16 protein-coding genes are annotated in these 18,731 nt (G+C 67.9%); 7 read left to right on the top strand and 9 right to left on the bottom strand.

Annotation, left to right across the window (positions count from 1 at the left end; genetic code table 11):
• Positions 1–121: 121 nt before the first annotated feature.
• On the top strand, positions 122–1,771 hold the full coding sequence (locus CK625_RS07830; protein ID WP_095539759.1) for a lysylphosphatidylglycerol synthase domain-containing protein: 1,650 nt from the start codon (positions 122–124) through the stop codon (positions 1,769–1,771).
• Positions 1,772–1,817: 46 nt separating this feature from the next.
• Here the strand turns inward: CK625_RS07830 and CK625_RS07825 are convergent, their stop codons facing one another.
• From CK625_RS07825 to CK625_RS07790, 8 genes are all read right to left on the bottom strand, one after another.
• Positions 1,818–3,023 carry a siderophore-interacting protein gene (locus tag CK625_RS07825; RefSeq protein WP_095539758.1) on the bottom strand — a complete coding sequence of 402 codons (1,206 nt, stop codon included), beginning with the start codon at positions 3,021–3,023 and terminating at the stop codon, positions 1,818–1,820.
• Complete coding sequence (locus tag CK625_RS07820) at positions 3,020–4,327, bottom strand: MFS transporter (RefSeq protein ID WP_172425118.1); 1,308 nt, start codon at positions 4,325–4,327, stop codon at positions 3,020–3,022. Before CK625_RS07820 ends, CK625_RS07825 begins: the two co-directional genes overlap by 4 nt.
• Before the next feature lie 19 nt (positions 4,328–4,346).
• Positions 4,347–6,578, bottom strand: a complete 2,232-nt coding sequence (locus CK625_RS07815; protein ID WP_143326227.1) for a TonB-dependent receptor — start codon at positions 6,576–6,578, stop codon at positions 4,347–4,349.
• A gap of 285 nt (positions 6,579–6,863) precedes the next feature.
• Entirely contained in the window at positions 6,864–7,856 is a 993-nt protein-coding gene (locus CK625_RS07810) for a helix-turn-helix transcriptional regulator (protein ID WP_095539755.1), read from the bottom strand.
• Positions 7,857–7,892: 36 nt separating this feature from the next.
• Positions 7,893–8,831, bottom strand: a complete 939-nt coding sequence (locus CK625_RS07805; protein WP_095539754.1) for an ABC transporter ATP-binding protein — start codon at positions 8,829–8,831, stop codon at positions 7,893–7,895.
• Positions 8,828–9,733 carry an ATP-binding cassette domain-containing protein gene (locus CK625_RS07800; RefSeq protein WP_095539855.1) on the bottom strand — a complete coding sequence of 302 codons (906 nt, stop codon included), beginning with the start codon at positions 9,731–9,733 and terminating at the stop codon, positions 8,828–8,830. The genes CK625_RS07805 and CK625_RS07800 overlap by 4 nt, the downstream gene beginning before the upstream one ends.
• A gap of 23 nt (positions 9,734–9,756) precedes the next feature.
• Entirely contained in the window at positions 9,757–10,629 is an 873-nt protein-coding gene (locus CK625_RS07795) for an ABC transporter permease (RefSeq protein WP_095539753.1), read from the bottom strand.
• Positions 10,630–11,619 (bottom strand): ABC transporter permease, encoded by a 990-nt coding sequence (locus CK625_RS07790; RefSeq protein ID WP_095539752.1) that lies wholly within the window; start codon positions 11,617–11,619, stop codon positions 10,630–10,632. It lies immediately after the preceding gene.
• Here CK625_RS07790 and CK625_RS13705 point away from each other — a divergent pair.
• The 5 genes from CK625_RS13705 (at position 11,618) to CK625_RS07765 (ending at position 16,582) form a co-directional block, all read left to right on the top strand.
• A complete protein-coding gene (locus CK625_RS13705) occupies positions 11,618–11,998 on the top strand; it encodes a hypothetical protein (RefSeq protein ID WP_143326226.1) in 381 nt (126 codons plus the stop codon). The two genes, CK625_RS07790 and CK625_RS13705, sit on opposite strands and share 2 nt — an antisense overlap.
• A 33-nt stretch (positions 11,999–12,031) precedes the next feature.
• Entirely contained in the window at positions 12,032–13,039 is a 1,008-nt protein-coding gene (hemB, locus tag CK625_RS07780; RefSeq protein ID WP_095539750.1) for a porphobilinogen synthase, read from the top strand.
• A gap of 137 nt (positions 13,040–13,176) precedes the next feature.
• Positions 13,177–14,259 (top strand): SPFH and helix-turn-helix domain-containing protein, encoded by a 1,083-nt coding sequence (locus CK625_RS07775; RefSeq protein WP_095539749.1) that lies wholly within the window; start codon positions 13,177–13,179, stop codon positions 14,257–14,259.
• A gap of 103 nt (positions 14,260–14,362) precedes the next feature.
• Positions 14,363–15,520, top strand: a complete 1,158-nt coding sequence (locus CK625_RS07770; RefSeq protein WP_095539748.1) for a zinc ribbon domain-containing protein — start codon at positions 14,363–14,365, stop codon at positions 15,518–15,520.
• A gap of 330 nt (positions 15,521–15,850) precedes the next feature.
• Positions 15,851–16,582, top strand: a complete 732-nt coding sequence (locus tag CK625_RS07765) for a response regulator transcription factor (RefSeq protein WP_095539747.1) — start codon at positions 15,851–15,853, stop codon at positions 16,580–16,582.
• A gap of 161 nt (positions 16,583–16,743) precedes the next feature.
• On the opposite strand, the gene CK625_RS07760 is transcribed toward CK625_RS07765, so the two are convergent.
• On the bottom strand, positions 16,744–16,944 hold the full coding sequence (locus CK625_RS07760) for a heavy-metal-associated domain-containing protein (protein WP_095539746.1): 201 nt from the start codon (positions 16,942–16,944) through the stop codon (positions 16,744–16,746).
• 275 nt (positions 16,945–17,219) lie between these two features.
• On the opposite strand from CK625_RS07760, the gene CK625_RS07755 reads away from it, so the two are divergent.
• Entirely contained in the window at positions 17,220–18,683 is a 1,464-nt protein-coding gene (locus CK625_RS07755; protein ID WP_095539745.1) for an NAD-dependent succinate-semialdehyde dehydrogenase, read from the top strand.
• Positions 18,684–18,731: the final 48 nt, after the last annotated feature.

Here is an 18,731-nt window from a genome sequence, read left to right as displayed (position 1 = left end):
CTGTAACCCCTTGCAAAACCACGGGCCGCAAGCCGGCGCGCCGCCATGGCCGTGGGAATAATGCGCCGCTGGCGGCGCGCAGCGCGGCGGGCCGCAGCCAGCGGCATTGTTGGGAATCTCCATGGCTTGGGCGTCTTCTTTGTTGGATGGGTTCGTGCGGGTGCTCTACCACCCGCGGCTGCGCCGTGGCCTGTCGCTGGCGCTGACGGCGGCGGTGGCGCTGCTGGTGGTGTGGGCCCTGCACCATGCGCTGGCCGAGGTCGATGCCGCGCAGGTGCTGCAGCTGATGGGCCAGGCGCCCGCGCAGGCGCTGGGCTATGCGGCGCTGGCGGCCGCGGCCAGCTACCTGGTCATGACCGGTTACGACTTCTCGGCGCTGAAATACCTGGCGCCAGCGCAGCCGCCGCCGCGCACGGCCGTGCTGGTGACCTCCTTCATGGCCTACACGCTGGGCAATACCGTGGGCCTGGGGGTGCTGGCCGGCGGCGCCGTGCGCATGCGCATGTTCACGCAGTGGGGCCTGACGGCGCTGCAAGTCACGCGGCTGATCGCCTTCAACGCGCTGGCCTTCGGCGCCGGCATCACCGTGCTGGGGGCCCTGGCGCTGCTGGTGGGCGCGCAGCGCGCGGCGCTGCACACGCAGTTGCCGGTGGCGGCCATCGTGGCGCTGGCAGCGCTGGTGCTGGCCGCGGCGCTGGTGTTTCTGTGGTGCTGCGCGCGGTGGCAAACCTTGCGCCTGGGGCCTTGGCAAGTGCAACTGCCCTCGCTGGGCCTGGCGCTGCGGCAGCTGCTGATCACGGCCACCGATACCGTGCTGGCCGGCCTGGCGCTGTGGTTTTTGCTGCCGCCCAGCCCGCTGAGCTGGTGGGCCTTTCTGATGGTGTACATGCTGGCGCTGACGGCCGGCATCCTCAGCCACGTGCCCGGCGGGCTGGGGGTGTTCGAGGCGGTGATGTTCACCGGCCTGTCGGCCTCGGGCCTGCCGGCCACGGCGCTGGCGGCGGCGCTGGTGCTGTACCGCGTTGTGTACTACCTGCTGCCGCTGGTGGCGGCGGCGCTGCTGCTGACCGGCTATGCGCTGTGGATGCGGTTGAACAGCCGGCCGGGCCGCGCGCGCCGGCGCCTGCACGTCACGGGCATGCAGATCGCGCGCAACATCGCCTGGGCGGCGCCGTTGGTGCTGGGCGGGCTGGCCTTTGCCGCCGGGGCGGTGCTGCTGGCCGCCGGCGCCAGGCCCGACAACCAGGCTGCGGCGCTGGCCCTGCAGCGCTGGCATGTGCCGCAGTTCTGGATCGAGGCCTCGCGGCTGCTGGGCAGCGTCTGCGGCCTGTTGCTGCTGGTGCTGGCGCGGGCCCTGCTGGAGCGGCTGGATGCGGCCTGGTGGCTGGCGCTGCTGGCCACGGGCCTGGCGCTGTGGCTGTCGCTGCCCAATGGCTTTGCCTGGTACGAGATGGCCATGCTGGCGGTGCTGCTGGGGCTGCTGCTGGTGTCCAGGGAGCAGTTCAGCAGCCATTCCTCGCTGTTTGCCGTGCGGCTGGAGCTGGGCTGGCTGCTGGCGCTGGGCCTGGTGTTCGCGGCGCTGGGCTGGATCATTTATTTCGCTTACAGCCACGAGGATCTCAGCCATATGCCGTGGTGGCGCTTGGCTCTGGACGCGCGCCTGCCGCCGGTGTTTCGCGCCGCCATGCTGGCGGCGGTGCTGGCCTTGCTGCTGGGCGCCTGGCAGCTGCTGCGCCGGCGCGAGCGACGCCAGGATGCCAATGTCACATAGAGCGCTCTGCTTGGCGCGCTGGACGCGACGGGAGTTGAAGCGCCGTCTACCCGGTCGCATTGCCACTGCGCCGCCAATAGCCTTTGACGCGGTTGCGGCTGCCGGCCAGGCCGCGGGCGTGGCGCAGGTGCTGGCGGATGGCCTTGGCGTCGTTGTTTTCCAGCGCGCCCCAGACGGCGTCGATGGCGGGCAGGCGTTCCAGCTCGGCGATCACGGCGGCGGCCACGTCGCCGCTGGCGCTGATGCGGTGCAGGCGCGCGCCCGCTGGCAATGACGCATCGGCCAGATAGGGCTGGTCGAGCGCATCGGCGGTGATGCAGAAGACCACCGGCGGCTGCGGGTTGCGCCAGTCTTCCAGCAATGCGGCCACGGTGGGCAGCGCGGTTTCATCGCCAATCAATACGCACTGGCCCTGCGCCAGGTGCTCGGTGTGTTCGTGGTACTGGGCCTGGCTGAAGATGACGTCGCCTGCGCGCAGGGCGCTGGCCCAGCGGCTGCCGGGGGTGGGCGCGCCATCGGCGCTCCGGTGCAAAAAGACATCCACCTCGGCCAGGTCGGCAAAGGGCGCATCGGCGCTGCTTTTGCGGGCGCGGCGCAGGGTGTAGTAGCGCTGGTCCTTGGTGAAGGACAGCATCACCTGCTCGCGCCGCGCAGGCGACGCGCGCTTGAGCCACCACAGCAGCAGGCGGCTGAACCATTGCCCGATCAGGGACATGCGCTGGCGCGCCGCCGGGAGTTTGGCGGGCAGGCGCTCCAGCGTCTTGAGGGAGAAAAACCAGGCATGGCCGGGCGCGTCTTCGGGCAGGGGCACGGTGCTTTGCAGGTGCAGGCGCAGCATGTGCGGGGTCAGCATCTCGCTGCCGAGCACGCTGAAGAACTGCTTGTGCTGCCCAGACAGCGGCTTGCCCTGCCGCGCCAGGGCTTCGTAGGCCAGGTACAGCACGTTTTCTTCCAGATCGCCCTTGAGGGCAAAGGGCACGAACAGGGGGCGGGCCGCCGCACTATCGGTCGCACCGTTGGCCGAAGAGCCATTGGCCGTCTCTGCGCAGGTGACGGCCAGCAGGCAGCCTTCCTGAAAAATGTCTTCCAGCCGGGCGCTGCGGGCGTCGGCAGCGCCGTAGGCCTGGGCAATGGCCAGCACTTCTTCGGGGTGTTCGTCGTTGATGTGTTCGAGGATGTCGAGTTTGTGATCCTGGTCGGCCAGCGGGGTACGGGCCGAGGCGGGGGTGTCAGTCTGGAAGGCAGTCTTCATGGCAAGGCGGTGCAATCGTGTTGGCAGGCGGGGGCTGGCTGGCCGCAAGCGCCGTCCGTGGCGGTGATGCCGGGCCAGCGCAATGCCAGCATGGCAGCCAGCAGCAGGCAGCCCATGCACAGCAGCAGCGCGCCGGCATAGCCGATGCGCTGGGCCAGCCACAGGCAGGCGCTGCTGCCCAGCAGGGCCAGCAGCATGGCGGTGGCGTTTTGCAGGGTGTAGAGGGTGGCTGGCGCGCCAGTGGCGCGCGCCTTGTCCATCATCACCGTGCCCAGGCTGGCATACAGCGGCGAGAAGGCCAGGTAGTAGGCGGCGATGGCGGCATGCACCCAGGCCGGGCTGCTGCGCCCCAGCAGTACCGGCAGCAGCGCCAGCAAGGCCAGCGCCTGCAACAGTGCCGACAGCGCGATGGCCTGCGCACGGCCCAGGCGGCGCAGCCACCACGCGGCCAGCAGCGCCGCCAGCAGGCCCACGACCGCGCCGAAAAGGCGGATGGCGCTGCCGATTTGGGGCAGCTCCCAGCCCGCATCGACCAGCGCCGGGGTCAGCATCGCCAGGGCGGCAAACGCCGTGGCGCCAAGCGCCACCAGCGCCAGCCAGGGCAGCTGCCCCTGCCAGAAGGTGAGCAGTTGCCGCCACGGGCTGCGCCCAGCCTGGGCATTGACGGTGTCGGTGGGCGGCTGCGGCTCGCGCCAGGCCCAGAGCAGCAGCCAGGGAAACACCACCAGCGCCGCCAGCAGCCACAGGCAGCCGCGCCAGCCGATATACGGGTACAGCCACAGCACCAGCGCGCCGCCGACGATATTGCCCAGCATGCCGGCGCCGACCTGGATGCTGTTGATCAGCGGGCGCTGCGCAGGCGCGAAGGTGAGCGTGGCCATGCCATCGAGCGCCAGATCCTGCGTGGCGGTGGCCACGGCATACACGAGCAGCGCCGCCAGCAGCAGCGCCTGCAAGCCGCCTTGCGGGGGCATGAAGGCCGCCAGCGCCAGCATCAGCGCCATCAGCGCCTGCATTGGCAGCAGCCAGTTGCGGTAGTGGCCGCGCCCCGGCCAGCGCCCCGTGCCGTGGCTGCGGCGGCCATGCCGATCCACCAGCGGCGCCCAGAGAAACTTGAGCGACATGGGCAGCAGCAGCAGGTTGAGCAGGCCCAGTTGCGCCAGCGAGGCGCCCTGCTCGCGCAGCACCGCCGCCAGCGCCAGGCCGATGAAGCCGATGCCCAGGTACTGGCTGGCATACAGCGTGGCAAACAGCAGCCAGGCGCTGCGCGCGGCGGGCGGCGCGTCCGAAGCCCTCAGGGTCATTGCCGAGCTTCCGGGGTCGTCAGAAGCTGTAGCGCACATTCAGCCCCAGCGCGCGGCCCGGCGCGGGGCGGCCCAGCGGCTCGGTGTAACCCTCGGGCATCATGGCGTAGCGCATCCAGTGGCGGTTGCCCAGGTTCTTGCCCCACAGCGTCCATTCCAGATGGCGGCCGCTCCAGCCGATGGCGGCATCGGCCAGGGTGTGCCCGCCCAGCATCAGCCGGTTGTCCGGCCCGGCGGCGCGGCGGCCAACGTGGCGCAGGTCGGCGCGGGCAAAGAACTGCCCCTGGCCGAGGGCGGGCAGGGCCAGCGGCTGGCGGTATTCCAGCCCCAGCGCGGCGCTGGCGCGCGGCACCTGCGGCACGCGGTTGCCGGTGCGGGTCTGGTTCTGCCGCACCGCGGGCACGGCCGTGACCTCGGCATCGATGAAGCTGGCTGCGGCATTGGCCCGCCAGCGCGCGCCCAGCCGGGCAAAGCCGCTCAGCTCCAGCCCCTGCGAACGGGTATCGACGTTGAACGGCTCGGTGATGAAGCTGGGATAAAGGGCAACGCTGATCTTGTCGTCGCGCACGGCATTGCGAAACAGCGCGGCGCTCATGCCCCAGCGGCCATCGGCCGCGCCGCCCTTGAGGCCCAGCTCCAGCGCGTCGATGCGCCCGGCGCGGTAGGGGTTGTCCGGCTGGCCGTAGGCGATGTTGGTGGCGTAGTCGCCAAAACCGCCGGGCTTGTGGCCGCGCGAGTACAGCGCATAAGCGTGCCACTGCGCTGTCAGGCGAAGCGCCAGCCCCAGGCGCCCGGTCACGGTGGTTTCGCGCAAGCGCCGCTGCTGCACCTTGTCGCCCCCTGCCGCCAAGGGGCTGGCCGGATTGGGTTGCCAGTGGGCGCGGTAGTCCATGCGCTCGTGCGACAGGCGCAGGCCGCTGATGGTTTTGAGCCGCGGCGTCAGCGGATAGGTCAATTCGCCATACAGCGCCTGGGTGCGGATGCGGTAATCGCGCTGCAAATCGGCGTTGTAGACATCGGCATTCAGTGGCGGCATCGGCGCGGGCAGCGGCAGCAGGCCGCGCCGCGCGTCGTAGCCAAAGCCCCGGTTGCGGCGCTGCAAATAGGCCCCGGCCACCCATTGCACGGCGCTGCCGGGTAGCGAGCTCAGGCGCACATCCTGCTCCAGCATGCGGATGTCGTCATCGATGCGTTGCAGGTTGTTGGCCGGGTTGTCGTAGAACGCGCCGAGCATCGGCTGCATCGGCGCCGGCACGCGCAGGCGCTCGAACAGATAGGGCAGGTTGTCCAGCGGCACGTAGGAACGCTGCACCCGCCCGCGATGCTGCGACCAGGCGGTGAGCGCATGCAGCTGCGCCCCCGCCCAGCGGCGGCGGATATCCAGATGGACGCCGCTGGTCTGCCGCAGCGAGGTCTGCGGCATGCTGCCGGCATCGAACACGGGCCTGCCGCCATGCGGCGGGAAGATCACCAGCGGCACATCGTTCAGGCGCCGGTCGCGGTAGGCGGTGAGCATCACGTCGGTGCGCGCATCGCGCTGCCACAGCAGCTTGGCGCGCAGGCCCTGGTTTATCAGGGTGTTGAGCGGCTGGCCGCTGCGGCGGTTGTGGATGTAGTCGTCCTGCCACTGGGCCATGCCCGAGAGGCGCAAAAACAGCCGCTCACCCAGCGGCGCGTTCAGCATGGCCTCGGTGCGGCGCAAGCGGTCGCTGCCCACGCCGGCCCCGGCCTGCGCATCGAACAGCGGCGCCGGGTCGTTGGTCTGGATGTGCACGGCCCCGGCATCGGCCTGGTGGCCGTGCAGCGTGCCCTGCGGCCCCTTGGCCACCTCGATCTGGCGCAGGTCGTACAGGTTGCGATCCAGCCCCACCAGGCCCTGCGAAGCGCCATCGATGCGAATGCCCACCGAGGTGTCGTCCAGCGAGGTGTGCGACAGCGAGCCAGTGCCGCGAATCCACAGGTAGGTATTGCCCGAGCCGCCGCTGTGGATCTCCACCCCCGGCACGCTGTGCAGGCTGTCTTCCACCGAGACAAAAGCGCGCCGCTCGGCGCTCAGGCCGTCGATCAGCGCCAGCGACAGCGGCGCATCCTGCGCCTGCTCCTGGACGCCCCGCGCCGTCACCGTGACCGGCGGCAGGCTGGGCGTTTCCTTCTCCTCCGGGGCCGCAGGCTGCTGCGCACTGGCGGGCAGGGCAAACGAAAAGGCCAGGCACACGGCCAAGGGGCAAGGCGCAAAGCGGCGGGCAGGCATTTGCAGGAACTCCTTCAAACTTGTTCAAAGCCCCTGCACGGCGGCCAGAACAGCGGATTGGGGCGCTCTGCGGCGCCCGCAAAGCCCAGCCATAGCGGGGGCTATGGCTGCGTTTTGCGCCTTGCAGCCTATCCCGAACCACTGTTTGCCCGCGCGCGCCAAGACCTTGAACAGGTTTTTACAAAACAAACAAGACGCCGCATTATGGAAACTTGATGAGAATGGTTCTTGTTGAGATCAGGAGCAATTCGGAAAAATCGGGCAAGTGCCTGATTTGCAATGTTCTTATTTTTCAGGCCCCGCGGCTGGCACGGGGCTGTAGCCAAAGTGGCGCTGAAACACCTGCACGAAGTAGCGCGGGCTGCCATAACCGCTGCGCACCGCCGCCTGCGCCAGCGTGCAGCCCTCCTCCAGCAAGGCCAGGGCCAGCGCCATGCGCCGCTCGCGCAGCCACACGGCGATGGTCTTGCCGGTGCGCTGGCGAAAGGCGCGTTTGAGATCGCATTCGTTCAGCCCCACCCGGCGCGCCAGCTGGGCAATGGTGATCTTCTGCGCGCACTCCTGCTCCAGGATGTGCAGCGCGGCATCGATGGCCCGGTCCGTCTCGGTGCGCCAGGCCAGCGGCGCCTGCCCGGCGGCCTGCCCGTCGCCGCTGCGCAGCAGCAGCCCCAGCAGGCTGAGCGCCGCGCCCTCCAGTTCCAGCAGATCGATGGCATCGCGCGCCGCCGGCAGGTCCAGCAGTTGCGCGGCCCGCCCCAGCAGCCGCGCCGGCGCCGGGTGCAAGGGCCGCACCTGCGCCGGGCCGGGCCGCTCGTCCCGGAAAAACGCCAGCACCGGGCTGGGCGCCTCGGTCTGGGCAAAGCGCGCCAGCAACTCGGGGCTGAAGTCCAGCGACAGCATGGCAAAGCGCTGGCCCGCGCCCAGCTCGGTGCCGATGTGACCAAAACGCCCACGGCGCAGCCAGACCCGGCCGGGCGCGCCCTCGGCCTCAATGGCCGGCTCCGCGAAGGCAATCCGGTAGCGCCCGCGGATCACGATGTTGATGCCGCACAAATGCGCGACGTCCTGCGGCTTCTGGGTCAGCGTCAGACTCTGGCGCAGCGCAAAGCAGCCGCGCCCCAGCGCAATGCGGCCAAAGTCGTAGAAATCGCTGAAGCCGGCGCCAAACGGCTCGCACAAACGGTTGATCTGGTAGCCCGGGCCGCGCTGGATGTCCAGCCGGCCCTGGCGGGCCAGCAGCGCAATGGCCTTGCGATGGGCGCGCAGGTGGTCTTGCATGCGGTGCGGTTGTGGCCTAGCGGCGTGGAGCCCTGGTTATCGGGGCACGTCGCCATCGCTGCCGGGAACCGTGGATGGTGGCGTGTCAGGCGGGGGCGCGCTTGCTTCTCGCTGCGCCAGGCGCTCGCGGCGTCGGCCCTGACCCAGTTGCGGCATGGCGGCGATCAGGGCCTGGGTGTAGGGCTGCTGCGGGGCGTGAAACAGCTGCGCCGGGCTGCCGCGCTCGATGATGCGCCCTTGGTGCATGACCAGCATGTCCTCGCACAGGTGGTGGATGGCGGCCATGTCGTGGCTGATGAGCAGGAAGGAGATGCCGTAGGTTTTCTTCAGCTCCAGCAGCAGGTCCAGCACCTGGGCCTGGATGCTGACGTCCAGGGCGGAGACCGGCTCGTCGGCGACGATCAGGCGCGGGCGCGTCATCAGCGCGCGGGCGATGGCGATGCGCTGGCGCTGGCCGCCGGAGAATTCATGCGGGTATTTGTCCAGGTCGCGGCTGTGCAGGCCGACCTGTTCGAGCATTTGCTCGGCGCGGCGGCGCATGGGCAGCGGCTCGCGCTCGCCCAGGGCGCGCAGCGGCTCGGTGACGATGCGCTCGATGCGCTGGCGCGGGTTCAGCGAGCTGTACGGGTCCTGAAAGACCATCTGGAAGTCGGCGCGCGCCAGGCGCAGCTGCTCGGGCGGCATCTGGTGCAGATCGCGCCCGAGCAGGCGCACGCTGCCGCGGCTGGGGCGCTCCAGCGCCATGACGATGCGCGCCAGCGTGGATTTGCCAGCGCCCGATTCGCCAACGATGCCCAGGCTGTGTCCCGGTGGCAGCGAGAAGCTGATGTGCTCCAGCACCGGCCCTTGCCCAGTCTGCTGGGCCGGGCTGCGGCCCGGCCAGGGCAGCGCCGGCCAGCGGCGCGGCTGGCGGTAGTGGTGGCTGAGGTCGCGCACCTCCAGCAGGTTGCAGCGCGAGGTGCTGGGCGCGCTCATGCCGCGCCTCCGTGGGCGTTGCCGCCGTTTCCGCCGCCATTGCCGCCGGGTGCGGCGGCAGGGGCGGGCGTTGCGATCTGACAAAAGGCCATCAGGCGCTGGCGCGATTGCATCAACTGCTGGGTGTAGGGGTGCTGCGGTTGCGCGAAGACGCTGGCCGTGGCGCCGTACTCGACAATTTGGCCCTGGGTCATCACGGCCACGCTGTCGCAGTAGTCGGAGATCACGGCCAGGTCGTGCGAGATCAGCAGCAGGCCCATGTGGCGCTCCAACACCAGCTCGTCGAGCAGGTCCAGGATTTGCTGCTGCACGATGCCGTCCAGCGCCGTGGTGGGCTCGTCGGCAATCAGCAAAGCGGGCTTGCAGGCCAGCGCCATGGCGATGGTGATGCGCTGGCGCTGGCCGCCGGAGAATTGGTGCGGGTAGTCGGCCAGGCGCTGGCCGGCGCGGGCAATGCCCACGCGCTCGAGCAAGGCGGCGGCTTGCTGCAGCGCGGCGCGCCGGCCCAGGCCCTGGTGCAGGCGCAGCGGCTCGGCCACCTGCTGGCCAATGGCGTGCACGGGGTTGAGGGCGCTCATGGGCTCTTGGAACACCATGGCCATGCGGTTGCCGCGCAGGCGCTGCAGCTGCCGCTGCGACAGCCCCAGCAGCTCCTGGCCTTGCAGGCGGATGCTGCCGCTGCATTGCGCGGGCGTGGGCAGCAGGCCCATGATGGCCAGCGCCGTCATGGATTTGCCGCTGCCCGACTCGCCCACCAGGCCCAGGGTCTGGCCGGGTTGCACTTGCAGGTGGATGTCGTGCAGCACGGCGGTGCTGTGCGGCGCGCTGCCCAGGCTGACGCGCAGGCCTTCGATGGCCAGCAGCGCGGCGCTGGGCACGGCGCTGGGGGGAGCGTTGGTCATGGCGCTGGCTGCGGCGGCGTGGCTCATCGCTGGCTGCCCGTCAGCCGCGGGTCAAGTCGGTCGCGCAGCCCATCGCCCAGCAGGTTCAGCCCGAACACGGCCAGGGCGATGGTCACGCCGGGGTAAACGGCCAGCATGGGGGCGTCGAACAGCGTGGACTGGGCCTCGCTGAGCATGCGCCCCCACGATGGGGTGGGGTATTGCGTGCCCAGGCCGAGGTAGGACAGCGCGGCCTCGGCCAGGATGGCAATGGCAAATTGGATGGTGGCCTGCACGATCAGAATGGGCAGCAGGTTGGGCAGCACGTGCTCCCAGGCGATGGCCCAGGGGCGGCGGCCGCAGGCGCGCGCGGCCAGCACGAAGTCGCGCTCGAGCAGGGCATTGGCCGAGGCGCGCGTCAGGCGCGCGAAGATGGGCACGCTGGCAATGCCGATGGCGATGATGGAGATCACCACGCCGGAGCCATAGACGGCGCGCATCATGATGGCCGTGAGGATGGCCGGGAAGGCAAAGGTCAGGTCGGCCAGGCGCATGATGAGTTCCTCGACCCAGCCTTTGCGCGTGGCGGCCAGCAGGCCCAGGGCCACGCCCAGCAGCAGGCCGATGCCCACGGCCACCACGCCCACCAGCACGGAGCTTTGCGCGCCCACCATCAGCTGCGAGAGCATGTCCTGGCCGTAGACGTCCGTGCCCAGCCAGTGCTCGGCGCTGGGCGCGGCCTGGCGCCGGTCGGTGTATTGCTCGCCGGGCGGGTGCGGCGTCCAGACCATCGACAGCAGGGCCGTGCACAGCAGCAGCAGCGTCAGCAGGCCGCCCACCAGCAGCGATGGCTGGCGCCAGGCGGTGCGTAGCGTGTGGGCGGCGGTGGCGGGCAGCGTGGGCATGGCGGCGCTCATTCAGGCGGGGGCGGACAGGGCCGCGCGGCGCGTGCGCGTGTGGCGAATGCGCGGATCCAGCCAGGCGTAGGCCAGATCGACCAGGAAGTTCACCACGATCACCATGGCCGAGAGCAGCAGCACGCAGTTGCGCACCACCACCATGTCGCGGTTTTCGATGGCCTGAAAGATCAGCCGCCCCAGGCCAGGCAGCTGGAAGACGTTTTCCACCACGATGGTGCCGGCCAGCAGGTTGGCAAATTGCAGGCCGGCGACCGTGACCACCGGGATCAGCGCATTGCGCAGCGCATGGCCCAGCAGCACCTGCCAGCGCGCCAGGCCCTTGGCCTGGGCCGTGCGGATGTAGTCCTCGCGCAGCACCTCCAGCATGGCCGAGCGCGTCATGCGCGCCAGCATGGCAGCCTGCACCATGGCCAGGGCCAGCGCGGGCAGCAGCAAGGCCTTCAGCGCTGGCCAGGGACCGCCGCCGTACTCGCTGCTCCAGCCGGGAAAGCCCCCGGCGGAGAACCAGCGCAGCCGCACGGCAAACAGCATGATGAGCAAGATGGCCAGCCAGAAGTTGGGCACCGCGATGCCGATCTGCGTCAGCCCCATGGTGAGCACGTCGCCGGCGCGGTTGTGCCGCGCTGCGGCGTAGATGCCGGCGCACAGCGCCATGGCGATGGCCAGCGCGATGGCCAGCAGGGCCAGCGGCAGGGTCAGCTTCAGGCTCTCCAGAATCAGCTCGCTGGCCGGAATGCCGTAGGCGTAGCTCTCGCCCATGTCGCCGCGCAGCAGGCCGCCGATCCAGTCGCCGTAGCGCCGCAGCACGGGCTGATCCAGCCCCAGTTGCTCGTACAGCGCCTGTACGGCCTCGGGCGCGGCATCGGGCCCGAGCATGGTCTGCGCGGCATTGCCCGGCAGCACTTCCAGCACGAACATGACCAGCACCGATGCGCCCGCCAGGGACAGCAGCAGCGAGGCAAGGCGCCGAAAGAAAAATTGGAGCATGGGCGGAAAAGCAGGCGGAATGCAGGGCTGGCAGGCAAAGGGGCCGCAGTGTAGCAATCTCGGCCATGCGCCTCAAATCCCGGGCGCGGTGCCTGCACGCGGCGCGCCTGGGCGCTCATCATCATGGGGCGGCCCGATGGGCAAAACCATGCACAATGGCGGCATGTCGATTGAATTGCAGGTCTTTCATATCGTGTCGCAGGTGCTGGAATGCCCGCGCGGGGACATCGATGCCCATACGCCCATTCGCGATTGGCTGAAGATGACCATCATCAACGACGAGACATGCCTGGCGCTGAACATCAACATCAGCACCCAAAGCGCCAGCCAATGCCGCACTGTGGGCGAGTACCTGCGTCTGGTGCAGAGCATGTTGTGATGGGTGCGCGCTTTTGCCTTTTCTGGACTGCCCATGTCACATGCCCATTTCTCCTTTCCGCTGACCCGGCCGCGCCGCTTGCGCTACGACGCCTTCACGCGCGATCTGGTGCGCGAGAGTCAGCTCACCGTCAAGGACTTGATCTATCCCGTATTCGTGCAGGAAGGCCAGGGCCTGCGCACGCCCGTGCCGTCGATGCCGGGGGTGCAGCGGCTCAGTCTGGATCAATTGCTGCGCGTGGCCGAGGAGTGCGTGGCCCTGGGCATCCCCTGCCTGGCGCTGTTTCCGGTCATCGATGCCAGCCTGAAAACCCCCGATGGCGAGGAAGCGGCCAACCCCGACGGCCTGGTGCCGCGCGTGGTGGCCGCGCTCAAGCAGCGTTTTCCGCAGCTGGGGGTGATGACCGACGTGGCGCTGGACCCTTACACCAGCCACGGCCAGGACGGCCTGCCCGACGAGCGCGGCTACATTCACAACGACGCCACCGTGCAGCAACTGGTGCGCCAGGCGCTGGTGCAGGCCCAGGCCGGGGTGGACATCGTCGCGCCCAGCGACATGATGGACGGGCGCATCGGCGCCATCCGCCAGGCGCTGGAGACCCACGGCCACGTGCACACGCGCATCATGGCCTACAGCGCCAAGTACGCCAGCGCCTTCTATGGCCCGTTTCGCGATGCGGTGGGCTCGGCCGCCAACCTGGGCAAGGGCGACAAAAAGACCTACCAGATGGATCCGGCCAACACCAACGAAGCCCTGCGCGAGGTGGCGCTGGACATCCAGGAAGGCGCGGACATGGTCATGGTCAAGCCCGGCATGCCTTATTTGGACGTGCTCTGGCGCGTCAAACAGGCTTTCGAGGTGCCGACCTTCGCCTACCAGGTCAGCGGCGAGTACGCCATGCTCAAGGCGGCGGCGGCCAATGGCTGGCTGGCCCACGATGCGGTGATGCTCGAAAGCCTGCTGGCCTTCAAGCGCGCCGGCGCGGACGGCGTGCTGAGCTACTTCGCGCTGGAGGCCGCGCGCCTGCTCAAGGCCGGCTGAGCGCCGGCCAGAATGGCCTGTGCCGGGCGCAGGCTACCGGCCGGCGTGCGGGCACTTCATGCAGAATGCGGCTGGCTGCGCCAGGCCGCGCGCAGCCAAGACTGACCCCTATCGATCAAACAGAGCAGAGGCGTTTTATGGAGCGGATTTGGAACTTGGTGCGCAACCAGCTGATTGAAGTCATCGAGTGGACCGATGACTCGCGCGACACGCTGTCGTTTCGCTGGCCCGACGAGGACAAGGAAATCAAGAACGGCGCGCAGCTCATCGTGCGCGAGTCGCAGATGGTGCAGTTCGTCGCCGCCGGCCAGTTCGCCGACCTGTTCGGCCCGGGCAAGCACACGCTGACCACCGAGAACATCCCCATCCTCTCGACCATCCTGGGCTGGAAGTACGGCTTTCAATCGCCCTTCAAGTGCGATGTGTATTACCTGAACACACGCCTGTTCACCGGCAACAAATGGGGCACTTCCAACCCGGTGATGATGCGCGACCAGGACTTTGGCGTGGTGCGCCTGCGCGCCTTTGGCACCTACGATTTCCGCATCGTCGATGCGCCCAGGTTCCTCAAGGAAGTGGCCGGCACGGATCAGAACTTCCGCCTCGACGAGTTCAACGACACCATGCGCTCGCGCATCGTCAGCGTGTTCACCGAGGCGCTGGCCAAGGCCCATGTGCCAGTGCTGGACATTGCCCAGCGCTATGCCGAGCTGGGCGATGCGCTGCTGCCCATCATCAACCCGGCCATCCGCGACAAGTACGGCCTGGAGGTCAGCAGCTTCATTCTGGAAAACGTCTCGGTGCCGCCGGAGGTCGAGCAGGCCATTGACAAGCGTTCGAGCATGAGCGTGATCGGCAACCTCAACGACTACGTCAAATACCAGATGGGCCAGGCCATGGGCCAGGGCGGCGAGGCTGGCGCCGCGGCCACCATGCCGGCGCAAATGGCCATGGGCTTTGGCATGGCGCAGGAGATGATGAAAAGCATGCAGCAGCCCCAGCAGGCCCCGGCCGCTGGCATGGCGGCCGCTGGCACCGCCCAGGGCGTGGCGGGGGCCGGCGCGTTGGACGTGCTCACGCCCGAGCAGGCCGCGCAAGCGCTGGGCGTCTCGGTGGAGGACGTGATGGCCTCGATCGAGGCCGGCGATCTCAAGGCGCGCAAGATCGGCAGCGCCTGGCGCATCGCCCGCAGCGCGCTGGAGGAGTTCCTGCGCGGCTGATGGCCTTCCCATCACACGCCCGCAATCAGCCTGCGGGCGTCCATTGCACAAGCGCTGCGCATTCGCCTGCGCTGTTGCAAGGGCAGGCAGCGAGAGAACCGGCATGACAAACGCTCCCCCCCCAGCGCCTGCCAGCGCGGCGGCAGCCCCCACGACCGCCATTGGCAAACACCCTTGCCCTGAATGCGGCGCCAATCTGGAATGGAATGCCGCCCGGCAGGCACTGGTCTGCCCCTATTGCGGCACCACCGCCGCCTGGCGCCCGCCCGACCCGAGCGCCGGCGATGGCAGCGAGGCCGGCGGCGTGCTCGAGCAGGATCTGGAGCAGGCCCTGCGCGACCCGGCCAACCAACGCGGCTGGAGCAACCAGCGGCGCGAAGTGCAATGCCGCAACTGCCATGCCATTTCGGTGTTCGTCGATGGCCGGGTGGCGCAGCGCTGCGATTTCTGCGGCTCGCCGGCCATCGTCGCCCACGAGCAGCTGCAGGATGCGATCACGCCGCAAAGCATCCTGCCCTTTCGCCTCAGCGATGCACAAATGCGCGAGCGCGTGCGCAAGTGGTATGGCTCGCGCTGGTTTGCGCCCAACAAGCTCAAGCGGGCGGCGCTGACCGACACGCTCAAGGGCGTGTACCTGCCGTACTGGACTTTCGATGCGCACGCCAGTGCGCGCTGGCGCGCCGATGCGGGCCACTACTACTACACCACCCAGACCTACCGCGACAGCCAGGGCAATCTGCAAACCCGGCAGGTGCAGCACATCCGCTGGGTGCAGGCCTCGGGCCAGTTGCAGCATTTCTTCGACGACGAACTGGTGCCGGGCACCGTGGGCGTGCATGCCGGGCTGCTGCGCAAGATCGAGCCCTTCCCAACCCTGACCGACTTGCGCCCCTACTCGCCCGAGTACGTGCGCGGCTGGACGGTGGAGCGCTACCAGGTGGATCTGCGCCGCGCGGCCACGCTGGGCGAGCAGCAAATGCAGCAACAGCTGCGCGCGCTGTGCGCCAGCCGCGTGCCGGGCGACACCCACCGCAATCTGGTGGTCGATGCGCAGTACCAGGGGCGCACTTTCAAGCACGTGCTGGTGCCCGTCTGGCTGGTGCACTACACCTACGGGGCCAAGACCTACCAGATCGTGGCCAATGGCTATACCGGCACTCTGGCCGGCGAGCAGCCCTACAGCTGGGTCAAGATTGCCCTGGCGGTCTTGCTGGGTCTGTTGGTGCTGGCGCTGCTGGTTTGGATGCAGTCGCAGCAATAACCGAGGCACCTGCCCGGGTTTTGTAACATCCTTGTAAATATTCGTGAAAATCTCTCCGGGGAAATATCAATTTTGGCTGCTGGGTTTTCAGGTAAAGTTCAGCGACGAAAAGCAGCTGCAGGCTTGCAGCAATTAAGGATGCTTTGCACGGATCGATGACTCAAGCAAGGGTGTGTTATTGCATTGGCATGGCAGATGGCGGCCCCAATTGCAGTAATGGCCTGTGCCATGGCCAATGGTTTGCGAAAAGCTGCTTGTCCGGCCCGCAAATCACCATGAGGCGATTTATGCAGAGCATTTTTAAACCATTGAAGGCGTGAGAGCATCAACATGCGAATTGGCGTTTTGGACGATGATCCCCTGGTGCAGGAGTTCATGCGTGCGGCAATCGAGCAATTGGGCCACAGTTGCTATTTGTATTCCGATGGCACCAGCCTGCTCATAGATTTGCGCACGCGCACACTGGATTTGCTGGTGGTCGATTGGTATTTGCCCGATATGGAAGGGCCGCAGGTCGTGCAAAGCGTGCGCCAGAGCATTGGCTCGAACATGCCCATTTTGTTCGTCACGCGCCGCGGCAGCGAGGAGGACGTGGTGCAGGGCCTGAGCAGCGGCGCCGATGACTTCATGACCAAGCCCGTGCGCATGGGCGAATTGCTGGCGCGCATTCAGGCCTTGCTGCGCCGCTCGTACCCTGAAACCCAAATGGCGCATGTCGTCGAGTTTGGCGTGTACCGGTTCGACACGGAAAAGCGCACGCTGGAAGTGCGCGGCGAGCCGGTGGACATCAAGCACCGCGAATTCAATCTCGCGCTGTTCATGTTCCAGAACTGCGGCCGCTTGCTCTCGCGCGATCACGTGCGGGAAATGGTCTGGGGCCAGCTCACCCCCATGCCATCGCGCTCGCTCGATACCCATATTTCACGCCTGCGCAACAAACTGCATTTGAAACCAGAGAATGGCTATGTGGTCACGGCCGTTTATGGCGTGGGCTATCGCCTGGAACAGGTCGAGGCAGACGGCCAGTTGACAGAGCCAGCGGCCCTGCCCGGCAATGCGTGAGGCCGCTTTTTCGCCTCAGTTCTCGCCTCAGTGGTGCATGAATCAAAAAGCGCTGCCTTCAAGCAGCGCTTTTTTAATGGCCAATCAGCAGCAGTTGTAAGAGCCGGTTCACGACCTCGGGATAAGCGGGCAATGTCTCAGGCTCTCAAGCCCTCAAGCTCTCAAGGGCTGCCCACTGTGTAGCCGGCTTCCTCGATGGCGGCAACGAGTGCGCTGCGCGGCTGGGAGCTGGCGATGCTCACCAGCCCCGTGGGCAAATCCACCTGTACCTTGGCCGTGTTGTCGGTCTTCAGAATGGCTTTTTGCACCGCCTGAACGCAGTGCTCGCAGGTCATGCCCTGGACTTTGAAGGTTTGGTTCATTGCAATCTCCTTGTGGGTGGATGGGACTCAGCGCCTGTCCTCAAAATCGCCGCGTGTAAGGCTTGACCGTCAATCCATGCGGCAGACGGCCCGATGCAGGCTTGCGGCTTGATTATCCGCCGGTTCGGCGCGGCGCCCGGGGTATAGGAGGTTGTTGCGGCCATGGATTTGGTGGAAAAATGCGTCTGCCTTGCGTTTTGCAAGGCTTTTGCAAGGCCCGTGCCGCAGGCCTTGCAGAGTTTCCAGAGTTTCTTTTGCCCGACCGGAAGATTGCGATGACAGCCACCAGCCCAAGCCAAGCCACCCAATACCCAGACACCCGTTTGCTGATCGACAACCAATGGCAGGACGCGGCCGATGGCCGCACCCTGGACGTGCTGAACCCGGCCACGGGCCAGGCCATTGGCCGCGTGGCCCATGCCGCCCAGGCCGATCTGGACAAGGCCCTGGCGGCGGCCCAGCGCGGCTTTGAGCGCTGGCGCGCCACCTCCAGCGTGGAGCGCCAGAAGATCATGCGCCAGGCCGCGGCCTTGCTGCGCGAGCGGGCCGATCACATCGCTGCGCTGATGACCATGGAGCAGGGCAAGCCCCTGGCCGAGGCGCGCGTCGAGGCGCTGTCCTGCGCCAACATGATCGATTGGTTTGCTGACGAGGGGCGGCGCGTCTATGGCCGCATCGTGCCCGGCGCCAACCTGGCCAGCCAGCAAATGGTGCTCAAGCAGCCCATTGGGCCGGTGGCGGCCTTCACGCCGTGGAACTTCCCGCTCAACCAGGTCACGCGCAAGCTGGGCCCGGCCCTGGCCACGGGCTGCTCGTTCCTGTGCAAGGCGCCCGAGGAAACGCCGGCCTCGCCAGCGGCGCTGCTGCAATGCTTTGTGGACGCGGGCCTGCCCGAGGGCGTGGTCGGCCTGGTGTATGGCGACCCGGCGCAGATTTCCGACTACCTGATTGCCAGCCCGGTCATCCGCTTCGTGACCTTCACCGGCTCCACCCCCGTGGGCAAGCAACTGGCCGCCAAGGCTGGAGCGCAGATGAAAAAAGTGGTGATGGAGCTGGGCGGGCACGCGCCGGTGATCGTGGCCGAGGATGCGGACGTGGCCCTGGCCGTGAAGGCCGTGGCCATGGCCAAGTTCCGCAACGCCGGCCAGGTGTGCATTGCGCCCACGCGCTTTCTGGTGCATGAGTCGCTGGCGCGCGATTTCCAGGATGCCTTCGTGGCCCACTGCGAAAGCCTCAAGCTGGGCAATGGCCTGGCCGAGGACACCAAGCTCGGCCCATTGGCCAACGCCCGCCGCGTGCAGGCCATGGAGCGCATCGTGGCCGACGTGCAGGCCAAGGGGGGCGAGGTCGTCACTGGCGGGCGCCGCGTGGGCGAGGCGGGCAACTTCTTCGCCCCCACCCTGGTGCTGCAGCCAGCGATGGACTCATTGCTCTTCAATGAAGAGCCCTTTGGCCCGATTGCCGGTCTGCGCACCTTCACCAGCCTGGATGAGGCCATCGCCGAGGCCAACCGGCTCGACTACGGACTGGCGGCCTACGCCTTCACGCGCTCGTTCAAGAACGTGCATACCTTGGCCGAGCAAGTCCAGGTCGGCATGCTGTGGATCAACCAGCCGGCCACGCCATCGGCAGAGCTGCCCTTCGGAGGCGTGAAAGACTCCGGCCTGGGCACCGAAGGCGGCCACGAGGCGCTGGAGGAGCACCTGATCAGCAAGGCCGTGGCGGTGACGGGCATTTGAGAGCACGTTCACGATCGCTGCCCGCCGCACCGGGATTTTGAACAGGTC

The sequence above is a fragment of the Vandammella animalimorsus genome (assembly GCF_002285265.1).
GTDB lineage: Bacteria > Pseudomonadota > Gammaproteobacteria > Burkholderiales > Burkholderiaceae_C > Lampropedia.
This window is presented reverse-complemented; position numbering and strand designations above follow the sequence as displayed.